This window comes from Treponema porcinum, from assembly GCF_900167145.1.
GTDB classification, from domain to species: domain Bacteria; phylum Spirochaetota; class Spirochaetia; order Treponematales; family Treponemataceae; genus Treponema_D; species Treponema_D porcinum.
This window is the reverse complement of sequence record NZ_FUWG01000002.1, coordinates 177,861-194,380: the sequence shown is the minus strand read 5'-3', so window position 1 is coordinate 194,380 and position 16,520 is coordinate 177,861. Positions and strand designations below refer to the sequence as shown.

13 protein-coding genes and 1 riboswitch are annotated in these 16,520 nt (G+C 42.1%); of the genes, 7 read left to right on the top strand and 6 right to left on the bottom strand.

What is annotated here, in order from left to right; translation table 11 throughout:
- Positions 1 to 117: 117 nt before the first annotated feature.
- A complete protein-coding gene (locus B5D55_RS00865; RefSeq protein WP_078932087.1) occupies positions 118 to 771 on the bottom strand; it encodes a riboflavin synthase in 654 nt (217 codons plus the stop codon).
- Positions 756 to 1,994 carry a bifunctional diaminohydroxyphosphoribosylaminopyrimidine deaminase/5-amino-6-(5-phosphoribosylamino)uracil reductase RibD gene (gene ribD / locus B5D55_RS00860; RefSeq protein ID WP_234975350.1) on the bottom strand — a complete coding sequence of 413 codons (1,239 nt, stop codon included), beginning with the start codon at positions 1,992 to 1,994 and terminating at the stop codon, positions 756 to 758. The genes B5D55_RS00865 and ribD overlap by 16 nt, the downstream gene beginning before the upstream one ends.
- Positions 1,979 to 2,106, bottom strand: a riboswitch (FMN riboswitch). (Overlaps the previous gene by 16 nt.)
- 139 nt (positions 2,107 to 2,245) lie before the next feature.
- On the opposite strand from ribD, the gene B5D55_RS00855 reads away from it, so the two are divergent.
- The gene (locus B5D55_RS00855; RefSeq protein ID WP_078932086.1) at positions 2,246 to 3,325 is read left to right on the top strand and encodes an MraY family glycosyltransferase; all 1,080 of its coding nucleotides are present in this window, start codon (positions 2,246 to 2,248) and stop codon (positions 3,323 to 3,325) included.
- A 162-nt stretch (positions 3,326 to 3,487) separates the two neighbouring features.
- On the opposite strand, the gene pheT is transcribed toward B5D55_RS00855, so the two are convergent.
- A complete protein-coding gene (pheT, locus tag B5D55_RS00850) occupies positions 3,488 to 5,218 on the bottom strand; it encodes a phenylalanine--tRNA ligase subunit beta (protein ID WP_078932085.1) in 1,731 nt (576 codons plus the stop codon).
- A 177-nt stretch (positions 5,219 to 5,395) separates the two neighbouring features.
- Here pheT and B5D55_RS00845 point away from each other — a divergent pair, with 177 nt between their 5' ends.
- From B5D55_RS00845 to B5D55_RS00820, 6 genes are all read left to right on the top strand, one after another.
- Positions 5,396 to 6,283 (top strand): sugar phosphate nucleotidyltransferase, encoded by an 888-nt coding sequence (locus tag B5D55_RS00845; protein WP_078932084.1) that lies wholly within the window; start codon positions 5,396 to 5,398, stop codon positions 6,281 to 6,283.
- A gap of 177 nt (positions 6,284 to 6,460) precedes the next feature.
- The gene (locus tag B5D55_RS00840) at positions 6,461 to 6,961 is read left to right on the top strand and encodes a MarR family winged helix-turn-helix transcriptional regulator (protein ID WP_078932083.1); all 501 of its coding nucleotides are present in this window, start codon (positions 6,461 to 6,463) and stop codon (positions 6,959 to 6,961) included.
- A 22-nt stretch (positions 6,962 to 6,983) separates the two neighbouring features.
- Entirely contained in the window at positions 6,984 to 8,438 is a 1,455-nt protein-coding gene (locus B5D55_RS00835) for a TolC family protein (RefSeq protein WP_078932082.1), read from the top strand.
- 54 nt (positions 8,439 to 8,492) lie between these two features.
- Positions 8,493 to 9,401, top strand: coding sequence for an efflux RND transporter periplasmic adaptor subunit (locus tag B5D55_RS00830; RefSeq protein ID WP_078932081.1), 909 nt, complete (start codon positions 8,493 to 8,495; stop codon positions 9,399 to 9,401).
- A 52-nt stretch (positions 9,402 to 9,453) separates the two neighbouring features.
- Positions 9,454 to 12,756, top strand: coding sequence for an efflux RND transporter permease subunit (locus B5D55_RS00825; RefSeq protein WP_078932080.1), 3,303 nt, complete (start codon positions 9,454 to 9,456; stop codon positions 12,754 to 12,756).
- A gap of 237 nt (positions 12,757 to 12,993) precedes the next feature.
- Positions 12,994 to 13,296 carry a PG0541 family transporter-associated protein gene (locus B5D55_RS00820; protein ID WP_078932079.1) on the top strand — a complete coding sequence of 101 codons (303 nt, stop codon included), beginning with the start codon at positions 12,994 to 12,996 and terminating at the stop codon, positions 13,294 to 13,296.
- 17 nt (positions 13,297 to 13,313) lie between these two features.
- Here B5D55_RS00820 and B5D55_RS00815 read toward each other — a convergent pair whose 3' ends face one another.
- The 3 genes from B5D55_RS00815 to der are packed head-to-tail and all read right to left on the bottom strand — an operon-like array spanning position 13,314 to position 16,515.
- Complete coding sequence (locus tag B5D55_RS00815; RefSeq protein WP_078932078.1) at positions 13,314 to 14,726, bottom strand: small ribosomal subunit Rsm22 family protein; 1,413 nt, start codon at positions 14,724 to 14,726, stop codon at positions 13,314 to 13,316.
- The gene (locus B5D55_RS00810; protein WP_078932077.1) at positions 14,723 to 15,067 is read right to left on the bottom strand and encodes a MerR family transcriptional regulator; all 345 of its coding nucleotides are present in this window, start codon (positions 15,065 to 15,067) and stop codon (positions 14,723 to 14,725) included. The genes B5D55_RS00815 and B5D55_RS00810 overlap by 4 nt, the downstream gene beginning before the upstream one ends.
- Positions 15,043 to 16,515, bottom strand: a complete 1,473-nt coding sequence (der, locus tag B5D55_RS00805; protein WP_078932076.1) for a ribosome biogenesis GTPase Der — start codon at positions 16,513 to 16,515, stop codon at positions 15,043 to 15,045. Before der ends, B5D55_RS00810 begins: the two co-directional genes overlap by 25 nt.
- Positions 16,516 to 16,520: the final 5 nt, after the last annotated feature.

The window sequence follows — 16,520 nt, the reverse complement described above, 5'->3', positions numbered from 1 at the left end:
ATGAGAAGCGGCAGTTGATAAGGAAGTTCGCAACGCGAACTTGTGAATAAAAACTTTGACGCTATTTCAGGCAAAGTTTTTATTACACTCTCCATAAAAAAGTCTGATGTTGAAAAACTAGCTCAGCCAGTCCAGTATTTTTTTATCGCGTTCGCTCTGGGTTTCTGAACTTTCGTTTATCTGCGCCGTTCCCGTAAGTTTCTGCACGTATTTTCCTATGATATCGTTTTCCAGATTCACAACTGCGCCTGTTTTTTTGCCGGAAAGCGCCGTATTTTCGCGCGTGTGCGGAATGACCGAAACGGCAAATTCTTTGTCAGAAACGGCGGCGACTGTAAGGCTTATTCCGTCTACGGCGACAGAGCCTTTTTCGACAATCAGATTAAGGATTGATTGAGGGGCGGATATGTAAATCCATACGGCGTTTCCCTCTTCTTTTATGCGCGATATGATGCCTGTTCCGTCGATATGACCGCTTACGATATGTCCGCCGAACCGTCCGTCCGCCGCCATTGCACGTTCCAGATTTACGCGGCTGTTCTTTCCAAGATTTCCCAGGTTAGTGCGGCGGAACGTTTCTGCCATAACGTCTGCGGTAAATGACGATTTTGTGAGTTTTGTAACTGTAAGACATACGCCGTTTACCGCAATGCTGTCGCCGGTTTTTGTGCCTTCAAGAACGGTACTTGCCTGAATCTGAACCGAGCCGGAAACACCGTTTTTCAAAACGTCAAGAACCGTTCCGCATTCTTCTACTATTCCTGTAAACACGGCTGTTCTCCTGTGCAAGTTTTTCCGCTTGCGTTTTGCGGAACGTTGTATTCCGCAAGAATATCGTCTCCGATTTTTTCAATTCTTTCAAGTTCAAGCTGGAAGCAGTTTTCCGGAAAATCTATCCCTTCGCCTCCGACAGGCGTTTTTGCGTTTCCGCCGAAAATTTTTGGCGCGGTAAAAGCGTAGATGTGCTGAACAATTCCGGCTTCCAGCGCGCTGTAATGAATTTCCGAGCCGCCTTCAATAAGAATGCTGTCAAGCGAGCGTTCGCCAAGCGTTTCCGTCAGTTTTTTAAGATCTACGCCGTTTTTTCCCGGAAGGCATAATATTTCGCAGCCGCTTTTTTCAAGGGCGGATTTTTTTTCGTTTTCATTGCAGCAGGCAATAATCGTAGGAATTTCTTTTGCCGTCTGGACGATGTTGCAGTCAAGCGGAATGCGCAGTTTGCTGTCGCAGATAATTCTTACGGGATTTCTTCCGCCAGGAATTCGGGATGTTAAAAGCGGATTATCGGAAAGAACTGTTCCTATTCCGGCAAGAATGCAGGAATAGCGGTTACGCAGCTGATGTACGAAAAGGCGTGATTTTTCGCCGGTAATCCATTTTGATTTTCCTGTTTTTGAAGCAGTTTTTCCGTCAGCAGTCATTGCATATTTTAGCGCAACGTACGGAGTCCGCGTGGAAATGTAATGGAAGAAAATTGGATTAAGCGCATCACATTCGTCTTTAAGGAAATCTTCCGTTACTTCAATTCCTTGTTCACGTAGAAAAGAATTTCCTTTTCCGTGGACAAGGGGATTAGGGTCGCGTGAACCGACTACAACACGGCGTATTCCTGCTTCAACAATTGCCTGAGTGCACGGCGGCTGCTTGCCGAAATGACAGCACGGTTCCAGCGTAACGTAGAGAGTTGCGCCTTCTGCGGAATTTCCGTTTTCTTTGCAGTTTTTTAATGCTTCGCGCTCTGCATGAAGTCCGCCATATTTTTGGTGAAAGCCTTCTCCGATAATTTCATTATTTTTTACAATGACAGCGCCTACAAGCGGATTAGGATTTGTCCGTCCCTCGCCGTTTTTTGCAAGTGTGATTGCGTGGAGCATATATTCGGATTCTTTTGAAACTGTTTCAGGCATAAAAAAACCCCGCTTGAATTCGGGGGCGTTCTGCACAGGCAAAAGAATACGGTCGTTTCTTTCTGCCGATGAGAAAACTTCTTCCATCCAGACTATACTGTCGGCTACGGAATTGCACCGTATCATGCCCTGCGGCTCGCTGGCTCGTATTTTCATACACACAGCCGGTGGGGATTTACGCCCCGCCCCGAAGTTTTCTAAAATTAGTTTATGCTATCATACTGCGTTTTTTTTTGCAATACGACTGAAATGCAGGGAAGGTTTTTCTTTGCCAATCCTGTACTTACAGACTGATATGAACATTGTTTTATCGGAATTTTTGTGCTAAAGTATTCTATATGCAAAAGAGTATTATGCTTTTTACAATCGTTTCATTTCTGGTGAGTGTCTGTCTTATTCCGGTGATTATTAAATTCTGTAAGTTTTACAGTCTTTACGATACGGTTAATTCACGGAAAATTCATTCCGGGGAAATTCCGCGGCTTGGCGGTGTGGGAATTGTTCTATCTTTTATTATCTGTGCTACGGTGTGTTTTTATTCTGATAAATCTCTTTCTTTTTTCAATGCAGCACCGCTTCTAGCCGCCGGATCGCTTATTTTTCTGTTTGGAATCCTTGATGACATCGTAGAAATGCGCGCCGTTTTCAAGCTGCTTGTCCAGATGATTGCAACGGCAATAGTCGTTCTGAACGGCTACTGTTTCCGCCAGATTTTCGGTCTTATGCTGCCTGAACCGGTTGGAATTCTTCTGACTTTTTTCTGGCTTTTGGGAATGATAAATGCATACAACCTGATAGACGGACTTGACGGATTGTGCGGAACGCTTGCCCTTACGGCGCTTGTAAGTCTTGGAATTATGCTTTACGGTTCGTTCAATGAAGGAACGGCCATCTGCTTTATTCTTTCTGCATCTATTCTTGGATTTTTAGTGTTCAACTGGCCTGCACCTAACGCAAAGATTTTTATGGGTGACGGCGGAAGTCAGTTTCTTGGCTTTATGATTGCGACAATTCCCTTGTATTCTTCAAACGACAATTTTGAGTACAATAAATTTCTTATAATGCTCGTAATTGTTTCGTTCCCTATGCTTGATACAATTGCAGCTATCTGGCGGCGCATACGTGATCACCGTCCTGTTATGAGCCCTGACCGTCTGCATCTGCATCATAAGCTTTTAAATCTTGGCTTTTCAAAGCGGAATGCGCTTATAATGGTTCTTTTAATTCAGATTTTGATTTGTACGACAGTCGTGCTTTCTTCTTATATGGAAAAGGAAAAAGGAATTATTCTTCTGGCTGTGGCATATCTGTTTATGATAAGTTTCTATTGTGTAATTCACTACACAAACCGCGCCGTCCTGCAAAAAATTCGCCTTGAAAACGAAGCAAGAAACAGCGGAATAACGCCGAAATTGTAAAAGTAAAAACGATTGTGTAAAAAAACCGCTGTTATTACAGCGGTTTTTTTAGTTGAAATTTTTGTGTTATGGGAACCTCTAAAAATTGCAATTTTTAGAGACCCTTATATCAAAAGCAAAATAACAGGCGCAACTAAAATACGTAAGCGGTATAAAATTGAACTAGTGTTGCGCCATCTCCTCCAAGTCAATTTCTCCGCCTACGCACGGAACGGTGATTGACCAGTTTTCCAGAACCTGCGGATGAATTTCGCCGAAGATGCCGATTTTTTTGCCGTTTGCAAGAACAGCGGCCTGTCGTCCCGGAATGAAGCGCGGATCGTCGCTTTCCGTAACTTCGTATGTGTGGTCAAGGAAATACAGCAGTGCCGAAACTTCACTTGCCGCATCATTGAAGTTTGCATTGTTTGCAGCAGTAAGAAATCCTAAATTCTGGCGCGTTCTTGTGCCGGTGTTTTCTTCTTCGCAAAGGTAGGCAACTTTACCGATTTCAAAGATTTTATGAGGGAAAATTGCATTTGCAGATTTGCTTTCCGCACGCAGCAGGGAAGAAAGAATGTCTGAACGGACAAACTGATAGTTTTCGCTCATCGGATTTGCAATTTCAATGACGTGCTTCGGGTCTATAAGCATATTGTCGATGTAGTCTTTCTTGCTTCCGACGTAGTTAAAAATCATTTCCTGATAGCCAAGACCAACCATCAGCGTTTTTGCCTTGCGGCTGAGATACGTTATCGGAAGAAGGCGACCGATTGTAAAGTCAGACGGTGTTTCCGGCTCAAAATTTTCAAGACCGGCGCCAATCATTACGTCTTCAATAATGTCGACTTCGTGAAGAAAGTCGTTTCGGTACGGAGCAGGGAAAAGCGTAAATTCTACGTCATCTCCGTCTTTCAGAGCAGTTACGGTACTGCCCATCCTTGTAAGCGCGTCAATGACTTTTTCCTGTGTAAAATCAGTACCCAGAAGCTTGTTTATTCGGCTGAGTTTTGCCTTTGTAGACGGCTGATAATAGAAAGGAACTACGATATCTTTTCCAAAACCAGTTTCATACGGGTGCTTTACGCAGATTGGTTCAATTTTATATCCGCAGTCAGCAAAATCGCACGCAACGATGTTTGCAGAAAGGATAAGGTTTTCCATATTGTCACCGGTAAGTTCAACCATAAGTCCCTTGTCGCCTACCTGAACTGCACCGAGCGTTGCACTGTTAATAATCGGTGCCATTGAAAGCACCTCATTTTTTGCGTCTGAAAGGAGCGGAAATTTCTTTTTGTCCTGTAAAATCCAGCCGAAATCTTTTCCTTTCGGGTGTTCGGTAAGAATCTGGCGGCAGGTCATCGGTTCTGTGCATTGAAGCGGAACGAACGATGTTTTGTCCGGATCTACGGCATGATATTTTACAGGGAAAGAGATGTCTGCAATGCGGTAAACGCCCATAGAAATGGACTTGCGCTTGCGTCCGAAGTTCCAGGCAAGTTTTTCCTGCGTCTGGATTATGTCTTTAAGCATAGGGTCGTCAATCGGCTTTCCGGAAATAACGAACGCTACCATATACGGACGGATGTCTTTAAGTTCTGCGTCTACATTGACAATTCTGTTTCCGAAATCTTTAATGTCACCCTTACGAGACATAAACGTATTGTAATCAACCGTTTTTCCTCCTTCGTGCAGTTTCAGCTGGCGGGCAACGCCGTTTGTAGACCACAAGTCAGGGCGGTTTGTGTCGTTAAGTTCGATTTTAATTACGCGCTCGTTCTCTGGCTTTGACATATCTGGCTTTTCGTCAAGTTCTGCCTTTGCGTATGTGAGTTTCTGCTCCAATGTATCATAGTCATATTTTTTATCAAGAAGATTAAAAAAGAGCTTTTCGTTTACTTCAATTTTTGGCATTGTTTTCCTCTGTCTGCGGCTGGAAAGCCGTAAAATGTACTAATAAGTATAATTCATTATATAGAATATTTCAATTATTGTATTTCTTCTATTGCTTTGTAAAATGTCCTGTAAAAACGTAAAATCAGTTTTACGGGCTGTCTGTTCAAAAGGCGTAGAAATGCTTATAATCACCGTATGCTACAACAGAAAGAGTTTGATATTTTAACCGCCATTGAATATGCAAAAAAAACGATGACACAGCGCGGACTTGCAAAAGAAACCGGCTATTCTATTGGAACGGTGAATTCTACGCTTCTTGTGCTTGAAGAAAAAGGTTTTGTAAAAAACGGAACGGTTACTGCTTCTGGTCTTTCTGCGCTTGAGCCGTATCGCGTAAAGCGTATTGTGTTTATTGCGGCAGGATTCGGAACGCGCCTTGTTCCAATTACGCTGAATACGCCAAAGCCGCTTGTGCGCGTAAAAGGTATACGCATTATAGATACGATGCTGGACGCGGCGGTTGCAGCCGGAATTGAAGAAATCATTATCGTACGCGGCTATCTTTCTGAGCAGTTCGACCAGCTTCTGTATAAATATCCGAACATTAAGTTTATTGAAAATCCGGCGTATAACGAGGCGAACAACATTTCTTCTGCAATGTGCGCCCGATATTATTTCGGGAATTCATATATCTGCGAGGCGGATTTGATTATTCATAATCCGAAAATGATTTCTAAATATCAGTATCATTCAAATTATTGCGGTGTAAAGTGCGACAGGACGGACGACTGGTGTCTGTATGCCAGCAAAGGCAGGATTACGGGCGTTTCTGTAGGCGGAACGGACGGCTACAGGATGGTAGGAATTTCTTACTGGACGGAAGAGGACGGACGGAAACTTGCAGACTGCATTCAGAAAGTGTACGGAATGCCCGGAGGAAAGGAAAAATACTGGGACAATGTTCCTCTTGATGTCTGCAAGGACGAGTTCAATCTTTCTGTAAGGGAATGTTCGTTCGATGATTTTACGGAAATCGATACGTTCAGTGAACTGAAAGCACTTGACGGAGTTTACAACGTATAAAATAGAAGAGTAGAGTGAGTTTTTTTCCTGTCATATAAAATTACAAGAAAAGTAACATATTTTTTCTCTTTAAGTGTTAAATTTTCATAAATCTTTCTTGAAAATAATGATTTATGTTGACATTTAATGTAGATTTCTGTATTTTCAGAAATAGATAATCTAATTTTGGAGTAATTGATGAAGCTTCTACAGGAAATGGCAACGCTCTCGCAGCTGGCTGTCATGCAGAAAGAGATTTTTTATGAAAGGCTGAAACCTGTCGTAAAAAAGTACAGGATGAAGAAGTCCGAGGTAATTCTTTTGTTTCTGTTGCATCTGAATCCTTCATTAAAAACAGCAAAAGAAATCTGCAGGATTTCCGAACTAAAGCGCGGCAATGTTTCAATTCTTGTTGAAGCATTGACATTGCGTGGTTTTATACGTCAGGAAACAGTCCTGAGTGACAGGCGTTCACGCAATTTGTACCTTACGGACAAAGCGAATGCATTAATTGAAGAATTCGAAGATGAGATGGAAAAAATGCATAATGATATGCTGGCAGGAATATCAAAGGAAGAACTTGAACTTTGCACAGGCGTATTCAAGAAAATTTCTGAAAATGTAGAAAAGCATTCTTCCAAAAATAAGAAAAATAAATCAGAGGAAGAAGGTAATTCTTATAACGAAGAGTCTGACTAAATATAATAAAATAGGAGCATAAATGAAAAACACAAATGTAAAAACAATTGCCGTCTTTTTTATGTTGGCGGCAGCAAGTGTTGTTTTCTGCCAGGAAAGCGATGCTGTAAATCAGGACGCAGCGGAGAAAGAGAAAGTTGTTCTTACGGTTGATGATGCTGTTGCATACGCGCTGGAAAACAATAAGTCGCTTAAATCTGCAGCAATTGATTTGGAAATGAAAAAACGTGCAAATATGTATTCATGGAATACGTTTTTGCCGAGTCTGGGTGTAAGCGCAACGGCTTCCAGAACAACGGAAAATTCTACGTATGATACAATCCGTTCGACTATAATCAGTGAAGCGCGTCTTGGTGCATTGGAAAAAGGTGGATCATTTCCGTCATCAAAATATGATTTGGCTGTTTCTGAGGCTGGTTTTTCAGACGAGGAAAAACTGCATTGGGCGGTAATTGCACCGAACATTTCTGCGCAGTGGAATTTCAATCTTGCCATGATAGAAAGCATCCGTGCTGCAAAAGCAAGTTATGAAGCAGGCGAGATTTCCTGGGAACAGACAGCAAAGGAAATGGAAATAAACGTAAAAAAGATGTTCTACGGACTTCTGCTCCAGGAAGAAAGCCTGAACATTCAGCGTGACAAGCTGAATAATGCAAAAGCACGTTACGAGCAGGCTTCAATCAACTATAAAAACGGACTTGTGCCGGAACTTTCCGTATTGAATTCTCAGGTAAACTACGAAAACCAGAAGCCGGAAGTTCTTTCTGCGGAACAGTCTTTCAAGCAGCAGAAAGATATGTTCGTGTTCCTTCTTGGACTTCCGTTCGGAACGGACATTGAACTTAAAGGAACGGTAGACAGCAAATTTGTTGAAGTAAATGCAGACGAACTTGTTTCAAAATATCTTGAAAACAATGATGAAGTACGTTCTTTGAAAAAGAATATCGAACTTCTTAATATTTCTTTGAATGCAAGCCGCTTTTCCACCTTTACGCCGAGCCTTTCTGTAAATTACGGATTCCAGCCGATTGTATATGCTGGCGGTGAATGGAATTCGCTGGGAGATGCAACCGATAACGGAAGTCTTTCGTTCACACTTGTGTATTCAAATTTGATTGATATGCTTCCATTCAGCGCAAACATGCAGAAAATGAAGGATACAAAACAGCAGATTGCTCAGGCAGAACTTGGACTTGAGCAGCTTGTTCAGAATACGGAGATTGAAATTCATACGCTTGTGGACAATCTGTATAAGTGTCAGGCGAACATTGAAGCAATGATGCGTAATGTGGAACTTGCACGCAAGGCATATAATTCAACGCTCCGTGCATACAACAACGGTACGCAGGAGCTTCTTGAAGTTCGTGATTCCGAGAATTCGCTGAATCAGGCGCGTCTTGGACTTATGAACGAAAAGTTTAACTATATTTCAGCACTGCTTGATTTGGAAAGCAAGCTGAATTTGAACCTTCACTGATTTTATGCAGGGAAGAATAAACTGAATTTTTGAGAACAGGTATAGGAGTAAGATATGAAGATGAATAAAATTCTTGCTGCAGGTGCTGCAGCTGTTGTTCTGGCTGGGTTTTCCGGCTGTTCTAAGAAGGGCGGCGCGCCTGCTGCTGAAGAAAAAGTAGAAACGGTTTTTGCAGTAAATGCATATAAAACAGTGCCGCGTACGCTTGATGATTATCTTGAGTTCGGAGGAAACGTTCAGGCTGCTTCAAGCGTTGATATATTCCCGGATGTTCAGAGCGGTAAGATTTCAAAGCTTTACGTAAAAATCGGTGACAAAGTAAAGAAGGACGAAGTTGTTGCAGAAGTTGATGCAAGCCGCCCTGGTATGGATTACAAGAGCAGTCCTGTAAAGGCACCTGTTTCAGGAACAATTACAAGTTTTCCGCTTAACATAGGTTCTACAGTTTCTGCATCTACTTCCATCGGAAAAATAAGCAGCACAGGAAAACTTGAAATCAAGACGAACGTTGCAGAACGTTTTATTTCTCGTATTTCAATGTATCAGAAAGCAGAACTTACGTTTGATGCATATCCGGGAGAAAAATTCCCTGCAACTCTTGTAGAAATTGACCCGGTTCTTGATACGACATCACGTACTTTGGGAATAAAGCTTATTCAGGAACCTACAGACCCGCGTCTTCGTGCCGGAATGTATGCCCGCATCAAACTTGTTACAGATTCAAAGAAAAATACAATAGTCATTCCTAACAACGTTGTTGTAACAAGAAATGATGAAGATATCGTATATATCATTGATCCGCAGACAAATACCGTAAAGGCAAGTCCTGTAAAAAAAGGAATTCGCGTTGATGACAAGCAGGAAATTGAAATGGGTATTACTCCGGGTGATTTGATTGTAATCAAAGGTCAGGCACTTCTTACAGACGGTGCTAAGGTTAATATCGTAAGTATTACTGAGTAGGAAATCTCCGTAAAATCATGTTTCAGAGATTCTAATAGAACAAGGGGCTGTTATGTCTTTATCTAAATTAGCAGTTAGAAAGCCGACGACAACATTGATTATTTTTATTCTGTTGTCTGCGCTCGGCATTTATTGTACAACTTCGCTTCCGCTGGATTTGTTCCCTGATATGGATATTCCGTATATGGTTGTCTATACAAGTTATTCAAATGCAGGACCTGAGGAAGTTGAACGAAGCGTTACGAGAACAATGGAAAGTTCTCTTTCAAGTGTTACCGGTCTGAAAAAACTGACGTCAACATCTTCTACCGGTTCAAGTATGGTTATGCTCGAATTTGAGTACGGCACAAATCTGGATGTTGCCGCCAATGATATACGCGATAAGATAGATTTGGTGCGCAATTACCTTCCTGATGATGCGGATTCACCAATTATATTCCAGATGGATCCATCTATGATGCCGATTATGGCAATTGTCGTAACAGGTTCACGAACGCCGGAGGAATTGAGCGGCTATGTAGATGACATTATCCAGCCGCGTCTTGAACAGATTGACGGTGTTGCTTCTGCAAACGTAAGCGGTGGTCGCGAAAAGGCAATTCTTATCGACGTTCCGCGCGACAGGCTTGATGCATACGATTTAACTATTACGCAGATTGCGCAGATGATTGGCGCGCAGAACATAACAAGTTCCGGCGGTTCAATCGAAAGCGGCGATTCAAACTATTCCATCTCTGCAGAAGGAACATATAAATCTATAGACGATATCAAAGGAACTGTTGTTTCATACAAGCAGAAATCTACCGGTGGCGGAAAACCAGAGATGGTTTCCATTATGCTCCGCGATATAGCCGATGTATATGAAGGTTACAAAGAAACAACTTCAGAAGCATATCTTGACGGAAAACCGTCTGTTATGCTGATGATACAGAAGCAGAGCGGAAAAAACTCCGTTACTACGGCAGAAAAAGTACGCAAGCAGCTTAAGTTGATTGAAAAGGAACTTCCTAAAGACGTAACGCTTATCGAAACGTACAATACTACGGATGACATCAACAATACTATTCATCAGGTTGTTGAATCTCTGGTAGAAGGTATTATTCTTGCCGTTATCGTTCTTTATATCTTCTTGAGAAGCTTTAAGAGTACATTTATCATTGCACTTTCAATGCCTATTTCGGTTTTGATTACGCTTTGTCTTATGTATTTCTGCGGTTTTTCAATCAATATGATGACGCTTTCAGGACTTCTTCTGGGTATCGGTATGCTTGTAGATAACTCAGTTGTTATTCTGGAAAATATATTCAGTTACCGTGAACGTGATGCTAAGCCTGAGGTTGCGGCAGTTCTTGGTTCTGAAGAAATGATAAGTGCAATTACTTCATCAACTCTTACAACAGTCTGTATCTTCCTCCCTATGATTATGTTCCGTAAAATGCTTGGAATGATGGGAAAGATGTTCGAAGCATTTGCGTTTACAATTGTATTCTCCCTGCTTTGTTCCCTGATTGTTGCAGCCGTTCTTGTTCCGGTACTTTCTTCAAAATATCTTAAGATTGAAAAAGTTTCTGACCGCAAGCAGACAGGATTCCTTGGTGTTTTTGACAAGGCAATGACACGCTTTTTCTCATGGCTTGATAAATCTTACGCAAGGGGCGTTGCATTCGTACTTCACCACAAGCGTATTGTACTTGGCGGAATCGGTGTTCTTTTCATTTTGAGTATTTTTGCAATCAAGTTCATCGGCTTTATATTTATGCCTGCACAGGCAGAAACATCTGTTTCCGTTTCTCTTGAAATGCCTAAGGGAACAACGCTTGAAGCAACGCGGGAAGTTATTCAGCAGATGGAAGCAAACGTTCTTAATGATTTGAAGGGTGTAAAATATTCAACTGTTGCTGTAGGCGGTTCAATGTTCTCAAGCAGTTCTTCAGATTCAAATACAGCAACTCTTCGCATTACGTTGTACTCAGAAGATGAGCGACAGGAAGGCTGGGATAACGATGTTTCTGCAAAGGAAAAAATCCGTAAGTATTTCAACAGTTTCCCTGGAGCAGAATTTACGTTTGGTTCAGGTTCTATGGCTTTTGCAAATTCAGCTATTGATATTGTACTTAAGACAGATGACCTTGACCTGGCGCGTGCAACTGCAAAGGAAATTCAGGCAGTTATCCGCGACAAGGCAAAAGATTACGTAAATGAAACAACTATGGATCTTGAAGACGGTCTTCCGGAATTGAAAATCAATATGGACAGAAACCGTATGTATGAGCTTGGAGTAACTGCATATACAGCAGGTTCTGAACTGAATGCGGCTATAAACGGAAAAACTGCAAGCCGCTATGATGACCACGGTACGCAGATAGATATTGATATAAGTCTTGATGACAAGGATAAGCAGACATTCGGTGATCTGGAACAGTTGTACGTAACAAATTCAATGGGGCAGCGCATTCCGTTTGCAAGTTTTGCGCGCTATGAAGAATCACTTGCACCTGTTGCAATCAACCGCGAAAACCAGACTCGTACAATCCGTATTTCTGTAGAACCTAAAGACGGTATTTCACTACAGATTGTTCAGGCAGAAATTGAAAAAGTTATCCGTGAAAACGTCGTTCTTGATGAGAATATTCTTGTTTCATACGAAGGTGCTTTTGCAGATATGCTTGAAACTGTCGGAAACTTCTCAATCATCATTCTTATGGCAATCATTCTTGTATTTGCTGTCATGGCAAGTCAGTTTGAATCATTCAAGGATCCGTTCATCATTCTGTTTACAATGCCGTTAAGTTTCATCGGTGTAATTATGATTTACCTGCTTGCAGGACAGATGCTGAACGTCGTTACAGTTATTGGTATGCTCGTACTTGTAGGAACAATCGTTAATAACGGTATCGTTCTTGTAGATTATACGAACCTGCTTCGTAAGCGTGGTTATCCGTTATACGAGGCTTGTGTTGAGGCTGCAGGAAACCGTCTGCGTCCTATTTTGATGAGTACGCTTACAACTGTTACTTCTTTGATTCCTATGGCATTCTTCCCTGGAGAAACAGGCGGTATGACGCAGCCTATCGGACTTACAGTTCTTGGCGGACTTACATTCGGTTCTTTGATGACGCTGTTTGTAATGCCTTCAATTTACTACATTTTCAATACAAATGCTGAACGCAAGGCTGCAAAAGAACGCCGTAAAGCTGCAAGAAAAGAGCGCGAGCTTCCTGAAATTATAAAGCGCCATAAACGTGCTGAAAAGAAAGCGGCTGAAGCTAAAGAAAAACCGGTCAGTCTGGATGCATCAAAAGAAGCAGAAACTGCTGAAAATGAGAATGCCGGCGATTCGGATAAGACAGAATAATGTTTTATATCGGGCTGTCTAATAAGTTCAAAGCATAGATTCCGGATTTATTTCAGAATCTATGTACCATAATATAGTGTAGATGCTTAAAGCTAACTTCAGCATGACACCTTTTTGGACAGACTGATATTTTGAAAGATGGTGCAATCAACAACCTGGCTTCAAGAAGCAAGGTGTGCTGGTTCTTAAAAAGTTTGCGTTGCAAACTAATTCATTGATTTTTTACTGGAGAAATATGTGAAACGAATTGAAGTATTTCTGACACAGGCAATTGAAGAAGATTTTATAGATTATTTTGAAAAAGCCTGCAAGGAAGAAAATGAAAAGTGCAAGTTCACTAAAATAGAAAACATAATGGGGCAGGGAAATACATCACCAAAAATGGGTGACCCTGTATGGCCTCAGCTGAACGTTATGATTATCATCTATTGCAATGAAAAAATTGAAAAACGCGTTGCAGGAATTATGGATGTCCTTCATAAGCAGTACGTAGGTGAGGGTGCAGCAGCCTTTGTCTGCAACGGCGAAGAACTTAAATAATTTTATCAGGAATTTTCCTACACGTTGATTTCAACGGCACCTGATTTTTTATCTTTTGGCAGAGTGTCTATGCTTTTAAGCATAGACACTTTTATTTTATCACCGCTGATAAGTTTTTTGTGCGTCATATTAACTACGACTACAAGACCGTGCCGGCTGCATGCGTAAAATCCCTGCCTGTTTTCTGGGAGCCATATCGGATCTGATGCAATTCTAAGCGGAAGGATGGTTTTTCCGTCTGGTGATTTTGAAATGCTATTTTCATCCCGCACAATTTCTTTTTTTACAAAATTTTCTCTTTTTGCAAAAATAAATGTTACTACGGCGCGTTCTTTTGGAATGCCGGCATCTTTTGAAAGTTTAAGCAGTTTTTGCGGTGCATCTTCCGTGGTGAACGAAAGGTTACACCATTTTGCGCTTCCGCCGAACCGGGCGTGAAGTCCGCTCATTGCGCAGTCTTTTTCGTGCGGACACGGAGAAATAATATGAAAATTATTTTCAAGAAGTTTTCCGCGCATAAGGCTTACAAAATGCGCCGCTACAGGCATTCCCGGTTCTGCAATAAAAAACGACGTATTTTCGTCTGCGTAGGAAAGAAGCGTTTTCACCTGTGCCTGAGCCAATTCGTCCGGGCGGCTTTCCGAATTTTCACGGATTTCGTTAAACATATTTGCACAGGAAATAAAGGCCGCCTTGCGTTTTATAAAAGTTCCTGCGCCGCCTTTTACTTTTATGATATTCCAATGGGCATCTGCATTTTTATCTTTTGGCGGTGTTTTTGCCGCCACCGAAAGATAGATGTTTTCTCCAAGCGAAAGGGCGCTCTGCGACAAATCCATACAGTAAAACGTAAGTTTTTTGTTCCGAAGTTCCGGGCGCGAAAGCCACAATGCAGTAACGACGGTGAGAGGACCGCTTCCAATGTCAATACAGGCATCTCCGTCTTTAAGGGAAAAAGCATTTTCGGGAAGATTTGAAAAAATCCGCGTAAAGCGTACAAGGTTCCACCAGGAAAAATAGCGCACATAAGCGGAAAGTTCTTCTGCGGCATTCATATATCCTACGCGCCGGACGCTGCGTTCGTCTGTAAGCTGATGCGAAAGGACTCGGATATCTTTAGGCAGTTTAAGGATTTGCCGGCTGTTCAAAGGGCGGACGTTCTGGATTACGGAGTCAAAATTGTTCAGTATTTCAACTGAATCTTTGGGCAGGGAAGAAGCGCTGAAAAGGTGTTCTGTTTCGGTTATAATTCCGTCAATCTTGCAGGAAACTTTTTTCTGAGAAAAAGACGGATCCTGATGTTTTTCCAAAGTCTTTTTGCGTTTTGCTTCAAAGAATTTGTCTCGTTCTTTGTTGAATTCCTTGCGTTTGTTTTTTGAGTCTGCAACTTCAGATTTTCTGTTGAATTTATCGTACCAGTTTTCTTTCATAATGAGCGGTGTTTTTTTATAAGAGTATATAATTCAGTGAGCTCCTTACGGAGTTCGTGAATCTGTTTTACGGTATCTGCCTTTTCGTTTACGGCGTCTGCGTCTGCAATCAGCTGGTTACGCGCGCCTTCAATCGTGTATTTTTTTTCGTAGATAAGGAATTTCAGGCGCATGATAATTTCAAGTTCACGCTGCGTGTAAGTTCTGCGTCCGCCTATGTCTTTTTGAGGCGCAAATCCGGGAATTACTTCTTCCCAGTAACGCAGAATATGAGCTTTTACTCCTGACAATTCCTCAACTTCACCAATAGAAAACATCACGAATCGAACCTGTCTTCCCATTTCTGGCGGCTTGCTTTCATTTCCAACTGTACTGGAATTTTATCAAATCCTAAATCTTCGCGGATGCGGTTTTTAAGGAACGTTATGTATGTTTCCGGTACAACTTCCGGGCGAGTTGCAAAAATCAGGAAATTAACCGGATTTGTACTTTTCTGCGTCATATAGCGGATTTTAAAATGCGCCGTTTTGCTTGCCGGCGGCGGATATTTGAAAAGCCAGTCTTTTAGTGCCATATTAAGGGCAGCCGTTTCTACCTTGTGATTGAGCTGTTTGTATATTTCGATTGCTTCGTTAAGTAAATCTTTTATACCCGTGCCGTTAAGCGCAGAAAGAGGAAGAATCGGCGCATATTCCATCTGCCCGAACATAATGTTTATCCATTCGCGGGTTTTTCTAAACGTCTTTCTGTCCTGTTCCTGCGTATCCCATTTGTTCAGGATAAAGATTATTCCGCGCCCGCGTTCAAATGCAAGGCTGCATATTTTTTTGTCCTGCTCGGAAAGCCCTTCCTGGGCATCTATCATAAGGAAAACGATGTCGCAACGGTCAAGAGTCTTTATGGCGCGGTTTACAGAGTAATATTCTACGTTTTCGTGAACCCTTGCCTTCCTGCGGATTCCTGCCGTATCAAGTACGATGAAATTCTTTCCGCCGTAGGAAAAACCGCCTTCTATCGTGTCGCGCGTAGTTCCGGCGTAGTCGCTTACAATCGATGCATTTGAGTGAGTAAGCCTGTTTGAAAGGGTGGATTTTCCGGTGTTCGGCTTACCCATAAGGGCAATTCTGATAGGAATTTCTTCTTCAGTAATTTCGCGGACGTTTGAAAAATCCAGCTTTGACACAAGGCATTTTGAAAGGTCTGCAATGTTATCGCCATGTTCTGCGGATATGAAAAACAGGTTTTTAAATCCGAACTGTGCATAGTTCCATGAAACGCTTTCGTTCTTTCCGCCTTCAGTTTTATTTACGGCTGCAATTACTTTATTCCAGTGCGGACGAAGCTGGATTATGAATTCTTCGTCTTCGCCGGTAATCTGTCCTGCTTCAAGAAGAAGAAGGATGACATCGGCTTTTTCTATCATTTCAAGCGAACGTTCTACAACAAGTTCGTCAAGGACTGCTTCCATTGTTCCTTCATCGCGCTGAAGCTTGTATCCGCCGGTATCTACGATATGAACAGGTTTTCCGTTTATCATCGCAGTTCCTTCTACAGGGTCACGCGTAACGCCCGGCGTAGGGTCAACGATGGCAAGACGACGCTGCATAAACCGGTTGAAAAGCGTAGATTTTCCTACGTTTGGTCTTCCGGCAATGACAAGAAGCGGCAGTCCTTCATACTGTTTTTTTGCCGCACCGTTTACGCGTTCTTCCGTGTTTTCAAGGAGTTCCTGAATTTTACCGGCGTTTTTCGGTTTTGAGAAGTCGGGTTTTGCCTTTTTTTTAGCCATTTTTT